15 protein-coding genes are annotated in these 17,218 nt (G+C 70.0%); 4 read left to right on the forward strand and 11 right to left on the reverse strand.

What is annotated here, in order from left to right; genetic code table 11:
• Nucleotides 1-48: 48 nt before the first annotated feature.
• The 7 genes from STRBO_RS0121585 to STRBO_RS0121615 all read right to left on the reverse strand — a co-directional run bounded on the left by STRBO_RS0121585 (nt 49) and on the right by STRBO_RS0121615 (nt 7,824).
• A complete protein-coding gene (locus STRBO_RS0121585) occupies nt 49-948 on the reverse strand; it encodes a PaaX family transcriptional regulator (protein WP_202499394.1) in 900 nt (299 codons plus the stop codon).
• Entirely contained in the window at nt 945-1,418 is a 474-nt protein-coding gene (locus STRBO_RS0121590) for an acyl-CoA thioesterase (RefSeq protein ID WP_245170597.1), read from the reverse strand. The genes STRBO_RS0121585 and STRBO_RS0121590 overlap by 4 nt, the downstream gene beginning before the upstream one ends.
• On the reverse strand, nt 1,415-3,790 hold the full coding sequence (locus STRBO_RS0121595) for a bifunctional salicylyl-CoA 5-hydroxylase/oxidoreductase (RefSeq protein ID WP_005473884.1): 2,376 nt from the start codon (nt 3,788-3,790) through the stop codon (nt 1,415-1,417). The genes STRBO_RS0121590 and STRBO_RS0121595 overlap by 4 nt, the downstream gene beginning before the upstream one ends.
• Nucleotides 3,787-5,421, reverse strand: a complete 1,635-nt coding sequence (locus tag STRBO_RS0121600; protein ID WP_005473882.1) for an AMP-binding protein — start codon at nt 5,419-5,421, stop codon at nt 3,787-3,789. The genes STRBO_RS0121595 and STRBO_RS0121600 overlap by 4 nt, the downstream gene beginning before the upstream one ends.
• Entirely contained in the window at nt 5,418-6,350 is a 933-nt protein-coding gene (locus tag STRBO_RS0121605) for an acyl-CoA thioesterase (RefSeq protein WP_005473880.1), read from the reverse strand. The genes STRBO_RS0121600 and STRBO_RS0121605 overlap by 4 nt, the downstream gene beginning before the upstream one ends.
• Nucleotides 6,350-6,910 (reverse strand): cupin domain-containing protein, encoded by a 561-nt coding sequence (locus tag STRBO_RS0121610; protein ID WP_005473878.1) that lies wholly within the window; start codon nt 6,908-6,910, stop codon nt 6,350-6,352. The genes STRBO_RS0121605 and STRBO_RS0121610 overlap by 1 nt, the downstream gene beginning before the upstream one ends.
• 98 nt (nt 6,911-7,008) lie before the next feature.
• Nucleotides 7,009-7,824, reverse strand: coding sequence for a fumarylacetoacetate hydrolase family protein (locus tag STRBO_RS0121615; protein ID WP_005473876.1), 816 nt, complete (start codon nt 7,822-7,824; stop codon nt 7,009-7,011).
• A gap of 134 nt (nt 7,825-7,958) precedes the next feature.
• Here STRBO_RS0121615 and STRBO_RS0121620 point away from each other — a divergent pair, with 134 nt between their 5' ends.
• Nucleotides 7,959-8,405, forward strand: coding sequence for a RidA family protein (locus STRBO_RS0121620; RefSeq protein WP_005473875.1), 447 nt, complete (start codon nt 7,959-7,961; stop codon nt 8,403-8,405).
• 241 nt (nt 8,406-8,646) lie between these two features.
• The gene (locus STRBO_RS0121625) at nt 8,647-9,606 is read left to right on the forward strand and encodes a 5'-nucleotidase (RefSeq protein WP_005473873.1); all 960 of its coding nucleotides are present in this window, start codon (nt 8,647-8,649) and stop codon (nt 9,604-9,606) included.
• Nucleotides 9,607-9,739: 133 nt separating this feature from the next.
• Here STRBO_RS0121625 and rox read toward each other — a convergent pair whose 3' ends face one another.
• Complete coding sequence (gene rox / locus STRBO_RS0121630) at nt 9,740-11,284, reverse strand: rifampin monooxygenase (protein WP_005473871.1); 1,545 nt, start codon at nt 11,282-11,284, stop codon at nt 9,740-9,742.
• Between the two features lie 240 nt (nt 11,285-11,524).
• Nucleotides 11,525-12,565, reverse strand: coding sequence for a vWA domain-containing protein (locus STRBO_RS0121635; protein ID WP_005473869.1), 1,041 nt, complete (start codon nt 12,563-12,565; stop codon nt 11,525-11,527).
• A gap of 191 nt (nt 12,566-12,756) precedes the next feature.
• Here STRBO_RS0121635 and STRBO_RS0121640 point away from each other — a divergent pair, with 191 nt between their 5' ends.
• Together STRBO_RS0121640 and STRBO_RS0121645 are read left to right on the forward strand one after the other, a co-directional pair.
• The gene (locus tag STRBO_RS0121640; RefSeq protein ID WP_005473868.1) at nt 12,757-13,206 is read left to right on the forward strand and encodes a hypothetical protein; all 450 of its coding nucleotides are present in this window, start codon (nt 12,757-12,759) and stop codon (nt 13,204-13,206) included.
• A gap of 152 nt (nt 13,207-13,358) precedes the next feature.
• Nucleotides 13,359-14,507 (forward strand): PDDEXK family nuclease, encoded by a 1,149-nt coding sequence (locus STRBO_RS0121645; protein ID WP_037627471.1) that lies wholly within the window; start codon nt 13,359-13,361, stop codon nt 14,505-14,507.
• 465 nt (nt 14,508-14,972) lie between these two features.
• Here the strand turns inward: STRBO_RS0121645 and STRBO_RS0121650 are convergent, their stop codons facing one another.
• A complete protein-coding gene (locus STRBO_RS0121650; RefSeq protein WP_005473866.1) occupies nt 14,973-16,268 on the reverse strand; it encodes a cytochrome P450 in 1,296 nt (431 codons plus the stop codon).
• A gap of 113 nt (nt 16,269-16,381) precedes the next feature.
• Nucleotides 16,382-17,065 (reverse strand): TetR/AcrR family transcriptional regulator, encoded by a 684-nt coding sequence (locus STRBO_RS0121655; RefSeq protein ID WP_028796781.1) that lies wholly within the window; start codon nt 17,063-17,065, stop codon nt 16,382-16,384.
• Nucleotides 17,066-17,218 lie beyond the last annotated feature (153 nt).

Below are 17,218 nucleotides of genomic sequence, written 5' to 3' on the forward strand. Positions count from 1 at the left end.
ACTCGCGCCCGGCCCGCGCGTGTCCCGCCCTGCGGGACCGCAGGACGGTCAGGAGCTGCGCTGGAGCGCCCTGGTGTCGTCCGACCGCTCGGCCGCCTTCGGCTGCGTGGACCAGTAGGGAGCGGCGTGGGCCAGCGCCCTGCCCTCCAGCAGGGTGACCATCCGTTCGAAGAGCCGGACGGCGGCCGGGCCGCTCCAGTCCTCGGCCAGCACCTCGCGCGGCAGCCCGGGGTCGCGGAAGGGCAGTTTGCGCCAGTGGTCGACGACAGCGAGGTAGGTGACGAAGGCGTGCTGCCCGTCGATGACCGCGGCCTCGCCGAGGAGGTCCGCCTCCCCGTCGTACTCGCCGATGAACTCGCGGTAGCGCCGGTCGATCTCGTCGAGGTCCCAGCCGCCCCGGACCATGGCCGTCAGGTTCTGCCCGGCGACGTAGTCGCCGACGAAGACGGCGCACTGCTCAGTGAGGTCCAGTTCGGCGATGGCGCGCTGCGCGGCCGGGAGCATTCTCGCCGGCGCGATCCAGACCGCCGATCCGATGTTGCCGAAACCGAGCGAGGTGAGGTGCGCGGTCAGCTGGTGTCGCAGGGCACGAGCGGACTCGGGGACGGAGAAGTTCACGAAGCACCAGCCGTCCCCGAGATCGGCCGGCTGCCGGGCGTGCCAGATGATCTCGTCGCCCGCGGCGAGTGCCTCCAGCGCGGTCGGCGTCAGTGTGTAGCCACGCATCCCCGCGCGGCTCTCCGACTCCAGCCAGCCGCGCTTCTTGAGCCGGAAGACCGCCGTCCGCACGCTGGGCGCGTCCAGACCCAGCTCGGTCAGCAGTTCGACTGTGCCGGCGATGGGCATCCAGTTGCCCATCTTGCGGACGATGGCGCCGAGGAAGCTCACGAGCACTGTCCGGGAACGACGCCCGGCCGCCGTGGGCCGGTCGCCTTTGATCGTACTCATTCCAGTGAGTATGCCGGACGGGCATCCGACGACCGGACCGGCCCGGTCAGCGCGGCGACCCACTCCTCGGGCCATGGGGCACTCGCGGCACCCTCGCGGTGGTCCCCTCCGATATGGACGGTCACATAACGGCCGCGTGCGGCCCGGCCACGCGGACGGCCGCGGAACTCCTCGCCCCAGACCTCGAAGGCGAAGGTCATGGAACTGGTGCCGACCCGCACCGGTTCCACGACCGCGCACACGTCCTGGCCGAAGAAGAGCGGCGCGTCGAAGTCCACCTCGTAGCGCACGCGCGGTGCGACCGGGAAGTAGCCGTGCAGGCCGAGCTCCCGCATGAGCGAGGCCTCCGCGGCCTCCACGAACCGTACGACCGTGCTGTTGTGGTAGATACCGGCCGCGTCGGTGTCGATCCACTCGATCCGTGTGCGGTGCACGCCGACCGGGTTCCCGGCGCTGGGAAGGGCGGTCACGTGGACGCCGCGTCGGAAGCGGGGGTCCACCGCAGGTGCACGTCGTCGACGGCTCCCGCCCGCAGCAGCGACAGACGCGGCGAGACCTTGTCGGTGCGGGAGGAGGGCGGTCTGCGGCTGCCCGCCGCCCACTGCACCGGCCACTGCGCGCCGGACCCGGCGTACTCCTGCTCCGCGGCGGCCTGCAAGGTCCACTGCGGGTTGTAGAGATGGGTGCGCCCCAGGGCGCACACGTCGGCCCGTCCGGCGAGCAGGATCGAGTTCACGTCGTCGTACGAGGAGATGGCACCGACCGCGATCACCGGAACCCCCGCCGGCGCGGCCACCAGGTGCCGGATCTTGTCGGCGAACGGCGTCTGGTAGGAGCGGCCGTAGGCCGGCCTCTCGTCCTGGGAGACCTGACCGGAGGAGACGTCGATGGCGGCCGCACCGTGCTCGATGAACGCGCGCGCGATGTCCACGGCGTCGTCCTCGGTGTTGCCGTCCGGCATCCAGTCGGTCGCCGAGATGCGGACCGTGACCGGGACGGCGGACGGGACGGCGCGGCGCACCGCGTCGAAGACCTCCAGGGGGAAGCGCAGCCGGTTCTCCAGGGAGCCGCCGTACTCGTCGGTGCGCCTGTTGGCGACGGGGGAGAGGAAGGAGGAGAGCAGGTAGCCGTGGGCGGCGTGCACCTCGATGAGGTCGAAGCCCGCCTCCACCCCGCGCAGGGCGGCGCCGGTGAAGTCCGCGACCACCTTGTCCAGGTCCGCGCGGGTGGCTTCCCGGGGGACGTGGCAGCCGGCGCCGTACGGAAGCGCCGAGGGACCGATCACCTCCCAGTTGCCCTCGTCCAGCGGCTGGTCGATGCCCTCCCACATGAGTCTGGTCGAGCCCTTGCGGCCCGAGTGACCGAGCTGCAGGCCGATCCTCCCGCTCGTGCGCTCGTGCACGAAGTCGGTGACCCGGCGCCAGGCGTCGCGCTGCTCGTCCGTCCACAGCCCCGGGCAGCCCGGGGTGATCCGCCCCTCGGGCGACACACAGACCATCTCGCTCATCACCAGACCGGCCCCGCCCAGCGCCTTGGAGCCCAGATGCACCAGATGGAAGTCACCGGGGACGCCGGCGTCGCAGGAGTACATGTCCATCGGGGAGACGATCACGCGGTTCTGCAGTTCGAGCGGACCGATCCGGACCGGCTGGAACATCGCCGGGGCCACTGTGGGCGCCCGCTGGTGCCTGGCGAACTCGGCCTCCATCAGCGCGGCGAACTCGCCGTCGCGTTCCCTGAGGTTGTCGAAGGTGATGCGCCGCGAGCGGGTGAGCAGGTTGAAGACGAACTGAGCCGGTTCCTGACCCGCGTACATACCGATGTTCTCGAACCACTCCAGCGACGCCTGGGCGGCCCGCTGGGTCGACTCGACGACGGGCTTGCGTTCGCTCTGGTAGGCGGCGAGCGACTCGGCCACCGTCGGATGCTCGTGCAGGCAGGCCGCCAGGGCGAGCGCGTCCTCCATGGCGAGCTTGGTGCCCGAACCGATCGAGAAGTGGGCGGTGTGGGCGGCGTCGCCGAGCAGGACCACGTTGCCGTCGTACCAGCGCTCGTTGCGGACGGTCGTGAAGTTCAGCCACTTGGAGTTGTTGGTGAGGACCCGGCGGCCCTTCAGCTCGTCGGCGAAGATCTCCCCGATCCTCGCGACCGCGTGGTCGTCGGAGACACCCGGTGGGAACACCTGGTCCGCGGTCCGGTCGAAGCCGGCGCGCCGCCAGACGTCCTCGTGCATCTCGACGATGAAGGTCGAGCCCGTGTCGGAGAAGGGGTAGCCGTGGATCTGCATGGTGCCCCACCGCGTCTCCTTGACGAAGAACTGGAACGCCTCGAAGACCAGATCGGTGCCCAGCCAGATGTACTTGTTGCGCCGCGTGTCCAGCGACGGCCGGAAGACGTCGGCGTACTTCGTGCGGACGGCGGAGTTGAGGCCGTCGGCGGCCAGCACCAGGTCGTGGGACGCCCGCAGTTCGTCCAGGTCCGGCGCCTCGGTGCGGTAGTGGACGGTGACGTCGAGTTCGGCGGCCCGCCGCTGCAGGATCTGCAGCAGCTCCTTGCGGCTCATCGCCGCGAAACCCTGGCCGCCGACGGTGAAGCGGTGGCCGTGGAACTCGATGTCGATGTCCGTCCAGCGGGCGAACCGGCTCTCCATGGCGGCGTGGACGGTTTCGTCGGCGTTGTCGATGCCGCCCAACGTCTCGTCGGAGAAGACCACCCCGAACCCGAAGGTGTCGTCGGGCGCGTTGCGTTCCCAGACGGTGACCTCGTGTGCCGGGTCGAGCTGCTTCATCAGCGCGGCGAAGTACAGCCCTCCCGGGCCGCCGCCGACGATGGCGATCCTCATGCTTGCTCCTCCAGGAGCCGACGGAGCTTGAAATGCTGCAGTTTGCCGCTGGGATTGCGCGGCAGCGCTTCGACGAAGCGCACTTCGCGCGGGTACTTGTATGGCGCGATCTGCTGTTTGACGTGGTCCTGGATGTCCTTGGCCCGCACGGCGTCGCCGACGACTCCCTCGCGCAGCACGACGAACGCGCAGACGATCGCGCCGCGTTCGGCGTCGGGCGCGCCGACGACCGCCGCTTCGACGACGTCCGGATGGGTGTCGATGGCGGCCTCGACCTCGGGTCCGGCGATGTTGTAGCCCGACGACACGATCAGGCTGTCGTTGCGCGCCCGGTACCAGAAGTAGCCGTCCTCGTCGCGGAGGAAGGTGTCGCCGGTGACGTTCCAGCCGTTGACGACGTAACCGGCCTGCCGTTCGTCGTCGAGGTAGCGGCAGCCCACCGGGCCGATCACCCCGAGCAGGCCCTCGGCACCCGGGCCCAGCTCCTCGCCGTCCGGTCCGAGGATCGCCGCGCGGTAGCCCGGCACGGGTCTGCCGGTCGCCCCGGGGCGGATGTCGTCGCCGTCCGCCGAGATGAAGATGTGCAGCATCTCGGTGGCGCCGATCCCGTCGATGACCTTGATGCCGAGCCGGTCGCGCAGTTCCTCCCACAGGCCCTGCGGGATGTGCTCTCCCGCACTGATCGCGCGGCGCAGTCCGGCCAGCCGTGTCACCTTCCCGGCCGTGACGATCTGCTTGTACGCGGTCGGGGCGGTGGCCAGGACGGTCACCCCGTGCTCGGCCACGAGGTCGGCGAGCCGCGGCGGCGGCACGGGCTCGGTGAGGAAGGCGCAGGCACCCGCCCGCAGGGCGAACACGACCAGCATGCCGAGGCCGAAGGTGAAGGCGAGCGGTGCGGTGCACGCCACCAGGTCGTCGGATCGCAGCCGGAGCGTGTTCTTGCCGAAGGTGTTGTCGATCGACAGGATGTCGCGGTGGAAATGGGTGGTGATCTTCGGGACGCCGGTGGTGCCCGAGGTCGGCCCGAACAGCGCGACGTCGTCCGCGGCGGTGTCGACCGCCGCGAATCGCCCCGACTTCCGCGCGGCCCGGTTGCTCAGGTCGTCGGCCGCGTCGCCGCCGTACGGCACGACGACCAGCTTCGGCGCGATCGTGTCCCGCACCGCGAACACGTCGTCGAGGAAGTGGTGGTCGACCAGCGCGACGGCCGGCCGCGTCTTCGCCACGATCGGCGCCAGCTCGCGGGCCCGCAGCGCGGCCATGGTGGCGACGGCTATCCCGCCCGCTCTGAGCACGCCCAGCCAGGCGGCGACGGCCCAAGGGGTGTTGGGGGAGCGCAGCAGCACCCGGTTGCCGGGCACCAGACCGAGATCCTCGGTGAGTACCTGGGCGACCTGGGCGGCCCGCCGCCGCAACTCGCCGTAGCTCCACACCTCACCCGCGGGTGTACGCAGCGCGGGCCGGTCGGGCCCGAAGGCGGCGGCCGGACGGTCGATCAACTCGACGGCAGCGTTGAGGCGTTCGGGGTACCGGAGCAGGTCGGTCGTGAACTCCAGCACCGGCCACTGCCCGGGTCCGGGGAGGTGGTCACGGGCGAAGGTGTCGACGTGTCCCGAGGGTGAGAAGGTCATGCCGGCCTCCCCTCGGAGGCACGGATCATTCCCTCCTGGACGACCGTCGCCAGGTGGGTGCCGTCCGGGGTGAAGAACCGGCCGGAGCCCAGCCCGCGTCCGCCGTCCGCCGCGACCGCCTGCTGGGTGTAGAGCAACCAGCCGTCCGTCACACCCGGACGCGGAGCGCGGTGGAACCACATCGCGTGGTCGAGACTCGCCGTGACCAGGCCCTCCTGGGCCCAGGGCAGGCCGAGGACGCGCAGCACGGGCTCCAGGATGGTGTAGTCGCAGACGTAGGCGAGGGCAGCCGCGTCGCGCTGGCCGTCGGTGAGCCCGTCGACCGGCCGGAGCGCGTCGAACGGCTTGACCCAGACCGCCTGGTGCGGCTCCCGGGCACCCTCGATGTCGAGATAGACCGGGCCCGGCACATGACGCATGTCGAAGCCCCGGCCCTCCGACCAGTAGCCCTGGGAGACCTCGGTCATCGTCCCACCGGCTCGCCCCGCGAGGCACTCCGCGGAGCTGGGCAGCTCCTCGGGGTCGGGCAGGTCCGTGACCAGCCAGTCGGGGACGGCGCAGGTGTAGCTGCCGCCGGGCTCGCCCGCCGCGAAATTGGCCAGGCAGACGTAGAGCGGTTTGCCGTTCTGATAGCCGCGCACCTGCCGGGTCGCGTACCCGCGGCCGTCGCGCAGCAGCTCGACCTCGTAGCGCACGTCGGCGCCGATGTCGGCGGGGCGCATGAAGTAGGAGTGCATGGAGTGCAGCGTCTTGCCGTCGTCGACGGACCTCATCGCCGCCGCGGCGGCTGCGGCGACGAGGTCACCCCCGTACGCCTTGGGCCATGGGCAGGGCTGGGTGACCGCGGTGAAGGCGAGGTCGAACCGCTCGGCCTCGGCCGGGGTCAGGGTGACGGCGGCCGTGAAGATGTCTGAGGTGGTGTCGGTCATCAGGGCCGGTCCGTCCAGTCGCGCAGGTCCGTGTCCTCGACCTGGGGGAGATTGACCACGATGTTCTCCGGTGTCCGGGTCGTCATCCAGGTCAGCGGCCTGTTGCGGTCGAGATTGCACTCGACGTGGGGCAGGAACGGGGGCACGAAGACCCAGTCGCCCTCCGACATGTCGATGTAGTCCTCGAACTTCGCGCCGAAGTAGATCCGCGCCCGGCCGGAGAGCACGTAGCCCCCGGTCTCGGCCTCACCGTGGTGGTGGGGCACGGACCGGTAGCCACCGTCGTTGTGGACCTTGCCGAACCAGATCCGGGTCGCCGGGGTGTGCTGGATGCTGACCCCCGAGATCCGGGTGGCCCCGGCGGACTGCCCGGTGTCCCCGGGCTCCGCACCGGCCCGCGTGACGACCGGTACGACCAGGCCGCTCGCGGTGGCGTACATCGAGTTGTCCCCGTCCAGGACGAACTGGCCTTGGGCGGACTGGCCCGGGGAGGGCTGACCGGGGGCGTATTGACCGGGGGCGTGCTGACCTGGGACGTACTGATCGGGATCGGGGTTCACGCGGTCTCCTGATCGGTTGCGGCGCGGCTGTGGCTCTGGCCGCGGGGGCGAGGGGCGGGGGCGAGGAGCGGTTCGCGGGGGCGGGGAGGGGGCGGGCGTCAGTCGGTGAGGCGCACGGTGTTGCGCAGCGTGCCGATGCCGGCGATCTCGGTCTCCACGACGTCTCCGTCGGAGAGGAAACGCTGGGGCGTCCGGGCCACCCCGACGCCGCCGGGCGTGCCGGTGAGCACGAGGTCGCCGGGGCGCAGCACGGTGAAGGTGGAGATGTACGCGAGCAGGTCGGCGGCGTCGAACACCAGCGTCTTGGTGTTGTCACGCTGGACCTGCTCGCCGTTGACCCGGCAGATCACCTCCAGGCTCGCGGTGGGGTCGATCTCGTCCGGCGTCACGACCACGGGACCGAGGGGAGTGGACGCGTCCCATGCCTTGCCCTGGAACCACTCCAGGGTGCGGTACTGCCAGTCGCGGACGGACATGTCGTTCGCCACCGTGTAGCCGGCGATTCCGGCGAGCGCGGTCTCCCGGTCCGCCCGGCGCAGGGTCGCACCGACCACGACGGCGAGTTCGGCCTCCCAGTCGACCTGGAGGCCCCTCGGCAGCACGATCTCGGCATCGGGACCGGTGAGGGTGTCGGCGTACTTGGGAAAGAGCGTGGGGTACGCGGGCAGCTCCCGGCCCGTCTCCCGGATGTGATCGGCGTAGTTCAGCCCGCAACAGACCACTTTGGCCGGAGCGGGGAGCGGCAGCACCGGTACGGCATCGACGAGTGCCTCACCGGCCAGGTCCGCGACCCGCTGGGGTGGCGTGGCCGTCAGCAGGGCCGACAGGTCGGCGGCCGGGAGCGCTCGCCAGGTGCCTCCAAGGAGGACGGCGGCACTGATGCCCGCCGCGTGGGAGACGGTCGAAAGACGCATGGGTGTTCCCTCTCCTGGTCGCTCTCCGACCCTCGGGGTATTTCATTATTTCTACGACCGTCAGACGTCTGTCAATAGATGCTACGGTGAGGCGGCAGACAGCCAGCCCCGGCAACGTCCCGCAGGAGCTTTCCATGGCGACCCACTCGGCCCCGGTCCCGATCAACCCCGCGTCCCTGCCCACACCCAGCGGCTACTCGCACGGGACGCTCAGCGGCAACACGCTCCACCTCGGCGGCCAGACCGCTCTCGACCGGGACATGAAGATCGTCCCCGGCGGCATCGTGGAACAGTTCCGGCAGGCTTTCGCCAACGTCCTCGCCACGCTGTCGGAAGCGGGCGGCATCCCGCAGGACCTGGTGAGCATCACGCTCTACCTGACCGACATCCCCGACTACCAGGCGCACGGGAAGGAGATCGGCAAGGCGTGGCGTGAGCTGGCCGGGCCGGTCTATCCCGCGATGGCCGGCATCGGCACGACGGCACTGTGGCAGCCGGAGGCGCTGATCGAGATCGTCGGCGTCGCGGTCATCCCGGACGAGCGACTGGTCCGGCCCGCAACCTCTGGAAACGCGGCCTGACGTCGCGCGCGACGCGGGCCGCACGTCCGGCTGTGATCCCGGACGGGCGGACGGATCGGCGGTGGTGACGCCGTGTCACTGACGACGGCGACGCACCCCCAGACGTTTTGCCCGCCGGGCGCCGAGAACCCAGGTGCACCCCCTGCCCCGTAGAGGCGTGCGTCCACGGCGGTCGCCGTCGTGGCCAGTGCGACATGCCATGATCGGAGCCTGCGCGCGATGTACAGCCGGGGAGGACGCCGTGGCCGTCTACGAACTCGAGAACCGCCTGGTCGTCGGTGTCGCCTCCAGCGCACTGTTCGACCTGGCGGAGGCGGATGCCGTCTTCCGTGATCAGGGAGAGGAGGACTACCGCGGCTACCAGGAGGAGCACCTGGACGACACGCTGGAGAAAGGGGCCGCCTTCCCTTTCATCCGCAGGCTGCTGTCCCTGAACCACCTCTCACCGGACGACCCTCTGGTCGAGGTCATCATCCTGTCCCGCAACGATCCCGAGACCGGGCTGCGGGTCATGCGGTCGATCCAGCGCCACGGTCTGCCGATCAGCCGGGCCATCTTCATGCAGGGCCGCTCGCCCTACCGCTTCATGCCCGCGCTGAACATGTCCCTGTTCCTGTCAGCGAACGAGGACGACGTCCGCGAGGCCGTCGCGCTCGGTCTGCCCGCCGGCCGCGTGCTCGGCCCAGCCGTGGCCGACGAGGACGACGACCAGGACCTGCGGATCGCCTTCGACTTCGACGGAGTCCTCGCCGACGACGCTTCGGAACAGGTCTACCAGGCCGACGGCATCGAGGGCTTCCGCTCCCACGAGACGACGAACGCCGCCACACCGCACGACCCGGGCCCCCTGCGTGACTTCCTCGCAGGCGTCAACCGGCTCCAGCGGCGCGAGGAAGAACGGCGGGCGGACGACGCCGACTACAGGATGCGCGTCCACGTCTCCCTCGTCACCGCCCGCGACGCACCGGCTCACGAGCGCGCGGTGCGCAGCCTGCAGAACTGGGGCGTGACCGTCAACGGCGCCTTCTTCCTCGGCGGCATAGACAAGAGCACGATCATGGAGGTCCTCAGGCCCCACATCTTCTTCGACGACCAGGTCGGCCACCTGACCGGCACGGCCCGCAGCACGCCCAGCGTGCACGTCCCCTTCGGGAAGATCAACGAGCCGGACGGCTCGGTGCCCGAGCAAGCTCGACGATGAGCTTCCTCCGGACCGACAGCGCGGACAAGGGAGCGCGTCGGCCGGGTGCGTGTCAATGGCTGCCACGACTTGGCCGGCGGCTTCATGGCACGCCCCGAAGGGCAGTTCACGAAGCCGCCACCAGACGGACGCTCTACTCGGCGGGCCTGCCGAACCAGCGGGAGAGGTGATCGTCCAGGTCCTGCCGGCGGTCGCCGACCCAGGCGACATGGCCGTCGGGACGCAGCAGGACGCACGGCACATCCAGTGCCGCGGTGGGATCCGCGAGGAGATCGACCCTGTCCGACCAGCCGCCGACAGTCAGACGGTCGGTGCGGTCCAGCAGCAGGCCCCGGCCGCGATGCAGCAGACCGTAGAGGCGGCCCTGCTTCACGTCGATGTCACGCAGGCGGCGGCCGAGCAGATCGGGGCCTTCGCCGAAGTCGTAGCGGATCCCGATCGCGGTGATCTTCTCGATCAGACGGCGGTTCACCTCGTCGAAGTCCATCAGTTCGGTGAGCAGTCTGCGCAGGGCCTGTGGGCCCGGTTCGGTGGAGTGCAGTTCCATCTGGGCGCGGGTGTTGTCCAGCACGTCCTCGGCGACCGGATGGCGTTCGGCGTGGTAGGTGTCCAGCAGTGTTTCCGGTGCCCAGCCGCGGATCTGTGCGGCCAGCTTCCAGCCGAGGTTGACCGCGTCCTGAACGCCCAGGTTGAGGCCCTGACCTCCGGTGGGCGGATGGATGTGCGCCGCGTCGCCGGCCAACAGCACCCGCCCGACCCGATAACGCTCGGCCAGCCGGGTGGCGTCCCCGAAGCGGGACAGCCAGCGCGGGGAGTGCACACCGAAGTCGGTTCCGGCGATGGCGCGCAGCTGTTGTCTGAAGTCCTCAAGGGTGGGCGGTTCCGCACGGTCGCCGACCCCCGCGGCCGGGACTACGACGCTGTATGCCCCTGCGCCGAAGGGCCTGAGCCACAAGCGCTTGTCGGTCTTGCCGATCTCGGTCACCTTGGCGGCGATCTCCTCCTGCGGCACACTCACTTCCATCTCGCCCATCAGCGTCTCGGTCCGAGAGGCCTCACCGGGGAAGCCGACGCCGAGCAGTTTGCGCACCGCACTGCGGCCGCCGTCGCAGCCCACGAGATAGCGTGAGCGAAGCTGTTCGCCGTCGGACAGCTCGACGGTCACACCCTCCTCGTCCTGCTCAAGATCGACCACCTCACAACCGTGCCGGACGCGCGCACCCAGCTGGGTCGCGTGCTCTTCGAGCAGCTGAACGATGACCGGCTGCGGGATGCCCAGCAGATAGGCATGCGCGGAATCCAGACCCTGAGGCGCCGGTTTGTCGATGCCGGCGAAGAATCCGGCGGCCGGGCGCTGTCGCCCGTGCCGACGAATGCGGTCCAGCAGGCCGCGCATGGCCATCAGCTCAAGGCTGCGGATGTGCAGACCGACGATGCGGACGAACGAAACGGGTTCGGTTTCCCTCTCCAGAACGAGGACCCGCACATCGTGCAGCCGCAGTTCGGCGGCCAGCATCGCGCCGGTCGGCCCGCACCCGGCGATGATCACGTCGTACACGAAGGGCGCGCGACCGGCGCCTGAGGCCGACGCTCGGAGTCCGGGGGCGTCGCCCCCGGTGCGGTCGTGCTCGGCCGTACCGTTCGGCGACGGCTCGGTGGTGAACTGCGGAGAGTTCATAGGTGTGGCCTTTCGGGAGTGCCTGGTTGTCGAGGCACTCCCGGCGACACCTACGTCGATCGCCCGACCATGACGGCAAGGGGGAGCACCCACAGCGATACAGCGTTCATGGGTCTCACCTCCTCGGACGGCGTCACAGCCGACTCAAGCTACAAGCCGCCACGTCACGCCGTCCAACTCTTTACGTCACGTGCTCTTGGCCCGGGACAGAGCCAGACCTCGCGACACCGAAGCCGACCGTCAGAGCATCAGCAACAGGCGCGTGTTCGGTACGAGCTTGCGGTTCACGCTGGTGCTCTGTACGAAGATCGTGAAGTCGTCGTTGTGGTCCGGCTTGACGCGGACTTCCGTGTTCGGCAGGCCGAGCAGGGCTCGGGCCTCCGGCCCGGTGTACACCCGGTCCGTCTTCTTCTCCAGCACCGCGATCTGCTTCCTCGCCTGGACCTTCTCCGACTTGCTCAGCTGGTAGAACGCACCACCGGTGCGGTAGGCGTGCCCGCACTCGACGACCCAGTCCCGGATCGCCGCGTCGCGGGCCACCGGGATCAGCTGGTACTGCGAGGGGTCCACCGGGGTGAGCCCGGCCGCCTCTATGGTGTCCTTGTTGACCGCCTCCGCACCGGTGGAGAACACCGCTCGCGATCCCCGGATGCCCTGGGTACGGCCGACCATGAAGTTCTCGGTGGCCTGCCGGATGACCTGTCCGGCTTCCTCCAGCCCCTGGGTGCTCGTGGCGTCCCAGATGGCGATGTTGTCCTTCGGGAAACCGCACTGCATGGCTTCGCGCTTGCCCATCTGGTCCGGCACCAGGACGGCCAGCGTCCAGTTGTCCTGCTGTGTCGCGATCATCTCGGACACCGCCTTGACCAGGTCGCGGGGATCCCTGGCAGAGACATCCGGGCAGCGATGGCTCGCGTTCTCCTGGCCGTCGGTCAGTACGAACGTCAGGAAGCTGTGGTCGCCGTACAGTTGAGCCGTCTGCGCCAGCTCCCCCTGCGACTTCAGCGCGGCCGCCAGCAGGGCGGTCATTCCACCGGCCCGGTACAACTGCTTCAAGGACGGCATCCTCAGCACGTCCTTGTCATAGATGACGCACTCGACCTTGTCCGCGAAGACGTAGACCGTGACGCGGGTTTCCTGGTCCAACTCCCCCGACCGGCGGGCGAGGTAGGCGATCTGCTGGTCGGCGACCTCCACGACCTTGCGGCTCAGGTGCGACATGGACGAGCTGGCGTCCAGCACAAGAGCGACGTGATTGATGTAGTTCTGGCTTCCGGACATGGTGGCTCCCCCTCGTTCCGACCCGATGCTTCTACTCTCTCACCCACCACTGACAATCGATCTTGGTTCCGTGGGCGGGACCGACTGTCCGCGACCAGCGGTCCGATCGCATCGACGGTAGCCAGCCGGTGTGGCCACACCACGGCACTGCGAGGATGCTGAGATCGGGGCCGCCCGCCCACGACAGTCACATGGCCCGGTCCCGCACCCGGTCCGACACCGTCTCCGACGGCGCGGTCATGTGGCGCCGTCGGCCCCCGGACGTCAGGACGGTGTGGGCGCGGGCGGCGCGGCGGTCTCCCAGGCGCGTACACCGGCTGGAGCGGTTCCCTGAGCTTCAGCCGAACGAGGAGGGGACCACGGATGTCGCCGATACCTACGCCTTCTTCGGTGTCCTCTGCCTGCGGTATGCGCTGCTGGCCCACGGGTCCGGAAACGCTGATGAGGCGGCGTCCTGCGGTCATGCGGCGCTCACCGCGATGGGGTTGCTGGACCGGAACGTGTCGAGTGCCGACCTCCTCGCCGAGGAACAACGGCTGCAGTCGCTCTCGCTGAGCGGTGACGCCTCGGGCCTGTGGGACGCGAGCGTCACGGCAGGGCGGGAGAGGTTGCGTGTGGTGCTGGGCCGCCTGCCCCGATAGGCGTGTTCCTGCCTCTGTGAGGCGTGCGGCATCGTACCCGCACGACCGTCCTGCCGTATGTGGATTCGGTCCAGGCAGCCTGTCCCGCGTACGTTTCGTCGGGGCGCGGCGTAGGCGTCCTGGGCGGCGGGTGCGAGAGGGGTGGGGAGCGGATGACTGATCAGCCGGTGTTCGTCCTGGGTGAGGAACTGCAGGCGCTGGAGCTTGCCGGGTTCGAGACGGAGGAGGAGTTCCAGGAGTTGCTGGCGCGTCATCCTCGGGTGCTGGACTTCGGGTCGCTGGCCGATGGGCGACCGCTGCGGCTGGTGCTGGTGGCCCGGGAGATGGGGGTGGCGACCCACACGGAGAGCGGGGCGGCGTACTGGCTGGACCATCTCTTCGTCGACGCCGACGGTGTGCCGACGCTGGTGGAGGTCAAGCGGGCCACGGACACGCGTATCCGCCGTGAGGTCGTCGGCCAGATGCTGGACTACGCGGCGAACGCCGCCCGTTACTGGCCGGCGGCGCTGCTCCGGCGTTCGTTCGAGGAGACCTGCGTCAAGGACGGGCGACCGCTGGACGAGGCGTACGGTGAGCTTCTGGGGGAGCGCTCCCCGGACGAGTTCTGGACGACGGTGGAGGAGCGGTTGGCCGCGGGGCAGATGCGGCTGCTGTTCGTCGCCGACCGGATTCCGCTGGAACTGCGGGCGATCGTGGAGTTCCTGAACCGGCAGATGCGGCAGACCGACGTGTACGCGGTGGAGCTGACCCAGTATCGCGGCGGGGGAGACCTGCGGGTCCTCGTTCCGCGTATTCACGGGGAGGTCGCCACGGCGGCGAAATCCCCCTCCGGCCGCCGCACCACCCAGCGGACCACGCGGGCCGACATGGACGCGTCCATCGGCTCCCGCCGCGATCCCGAGGTACGGCGGATCGCCGCCGCCCTGCTCGATCACGCGGCGGCGTGGGGACGGCCGGAGGGTGGCACGGCCAAGTACCGCAGCATGTCCGCCTACTACCCCGTCTCCGGGCGGCACGTGCCGCTGTGGACTCTGTCCTTGCAGGACGGACCGACGAGGGACGATCTCTCCTTCGCCTTCGGGTCGATCACCTATCACCTCGGCCGCGAGCGCGCGGCAGCGTTCGCGGCGTCGCTGCCGGCCGTTCCCGAACTGGCGGCGAGGCTGCAGGTGTTGCCGTCGAAGGAGTACAACGCCTGGCCCTCCGTCTCCCTGCCCGCCCTCGCCTCGGCGCCCGGCGCTCTGGAGGCCGTCCTGTCCGCGATCCAGGGCCTCATGGACGGTCAGGGATCCGCTGCTTGATCGTGTCATCGCGGGGCCGGACGCGGCGTCGCAGCGAATCGCGTCGCCGCGGGGGCTGCTTCTGGACGGCCTGCTCGCTGACGTGTGGGTCTCGGTCGGCACAGGGACGTCCGCCCCGACGGAGGGCGGCACCTGGGCGCCAGAACTGCGCGAGAAGGCACGTGAGGTGGTCCGCCGCATGCCGCTGATCGGCGCCCCCGCACGACGGAACCGGTCGCCTGGCGCCCACCCGAGCAACTCGGCGCTGAGACGGCCACGCGAGGACGGGCCGCGACGAAGGCCGGACCCGGCGGTGCATGCCGTGGTGACGGCCGCACCCGGTTGCCGACGACCGGCGCGACCTGTCGAGCCGCCGCGACCGCGTCGCCGACCGCGGTGCCGTGTGAGCTCCGTACGCCCGTCCGCCACGCATGCTCAAGCGCTCGGCCCGCGCGGCGAGGCACGGCTTCGACACGCGGGCCGCTGTTACCCGACCACCATCTCCAAGGGGGCTCGGAACGACAACAGGCCGAGCATCGGCGGTTCCCCGGCCCGGACCGCCGGTCGGGCATCCGGAAGCCCGCGGGCCGCGGCCCGCAGGGCGACCGCTGCCTCCGTGCGTGCCAGCGAGGCGCCCGGGCAGCGGTGACGGCCGACGCCGAACGCCAGATGGTGGCGGACGTTCTCCCGGTGCGGGCACATGCGTTCCGGGGACGGGAAGACCTCCGGATCGGATCCGCTGCCCAGGAGCATCACCAGCAACTGTGCGCCCGCCGGCAGGTCCACCCCGTTCAGTTGGGTGGGCCGAGCCGTCACCCGGCGCCAGGTGGTCACGGGCGGCTCACGTCGCAGGACCTCCTCCACCCATGCCTCGGCCAGGCCCGCCTCCCCGGGCACACGCGACCACATACCGGACTCGGCCAACGCGCGTCGCAGTACGGTGGTGATGAGCTGCCCGGTCGTGGACTGGCCGGCGATGAAGACGAAGAAACACACGCCGACCGCGGTCTCCACGTCCAACGGCCTGCCATCGGGCAGCCGGTGACGGGCGAGCGCCCCGATGAACGAGTCGGCCGAGGCGGTGCCGCCGCGCACGGTCGCGGTGAGCCACTGGTGGAAGTCCACGACGAGGCTCGCCAGTTCCAGTTGCCGTTCCCTCGTGGGCCTGCCCCAGAACAACTCCAGCGACGCGTCGCTCCAGCGGATCAGGGTGGACGGTTCGACGCCCCGTATGCCAAGCAGTTCCATCAGCACCCGGCAGGGGAGGACCTGGGCGAACGAGGTGAACAGATCGCAGCTGCCCGTCGCGTCGATCCGCGACCGCACCTCGTCGAGCAGTTCGTCGGCGATGCGCTCGATCACCGGTACGGCGTCCGCGACACGGTTCGCGTGGAAGAACCGGGTGACCACGCGACGCAGCCCGGGGTGGGACGGGGTGCCGTTGTTGGCGAGCGCGGGCGGAAGGGCGAAGCCGCCACGGGCGAGGACCCGCAGCACGGCGACGGGCAGGGGAGTGACGGTGTGCTGGGCGTTGTCGGGAAGAAAGACGTCCGGGTCCAGCAGTACTCGGCGCACGTCGTGGTGGCGGCTGACCAACCAGAGCCCTGTCACCGGGTCGTGGTGCACGGGATCCTCGGACCGCAGCAGGTCCAGCCAGGGATAGGGATCGCGGACGAAGGGCTCGCCGAACAGGTCGAGCAGGCCGAGCGGGTCACGGGTGCCGGGCGAACCGTCAACCGGGCCGTGCCCTGTCGCTCCGTCCGCGGGCGCGTATCCGTCCATAGCTGGGGAAATCACGGCCGGAAGCTAACACGCACGAGAGGGCGTACCTGTCCGTATGTGCGCGGCATCACCCGGCGATCGCCGGCTCCATCGGCCCACCCCGAGTCCCCGGCTCACTGCCCGGGTTCTCCCTCGACGAGACGCCGCAGTTCGGGGAGCAGGGCGTCGAGGTCGTGACCGGTCCGGAACGCGACGACGGTGGTACCGCGCCCGTCGTCCTGCGGGGAACTGGGTGCCGGGAAGAGCGCGAGGACCTCGCGCATGGCTTCGTCGATCTCCGCGACCGGATCGGTCGACTCGCCGCGCAGCCATCGGCGGAGCACATGGTTGTGGGCCGCGACGACGGATGCCGCCATGAGTTCGGCGCGCAGCGACGCCGACTCCGTCGGGTCACCCATCCAGTCCGCGATGAACTCACGGAACAGCCGTTGGTATCGCGCCACGCTGGCGATCTCCCGGTCGCGCAGGGCAGGAACTTTGCTGGTCAGCGCGTACCGTCGCCGGGCGAGATCGCCTTCGTCGATGTAGTGCAGCAGCACCAGGCGGACCGCGTCGGACACGGAGACCAGTGCGGTGCGATGACTCGACGTCGTCAGCCGGTCTTTGATCAGCTCCAGCAACCGGTCGTGGTCGGGGAAGATGACCCCTTCCTTGGACCGGTAGTGCCGGAAGAACGTCGTGCGCCCCACCCCGGCCCGCTCGGCGATGTCGTCCACGGTGGTCTGCTCGTAGCCGCACTCGTCGAAGAGGGCGAACGCGGCATCCGCGAGTCGCATCCGCGCAGATGGCTTGCTCATGACCACCCATCCTCTCCCGTCACCGTCACCGTCACCGTCACCGTCACCGTCGCCCTTGTCGACCCCGACCCCGACCCCGACCCCGTGTCCGGTGTCTCTTGCCCTCGCCCATGGTACTGAGTACCGTCTGAGTGAAATCGAGTACCGAAGGGT

Origin of the sequence: Streptomyces bottropensis ATCC 25435 (assembly GCF_000383595.1) — a bacterium.
Classification (GTDB): Bacteria; Actinomycetota; Actinomycetes; order Streptomycetales; family Streptomycetaceae; genus Streptomyces; species Streptomyces bottropensis.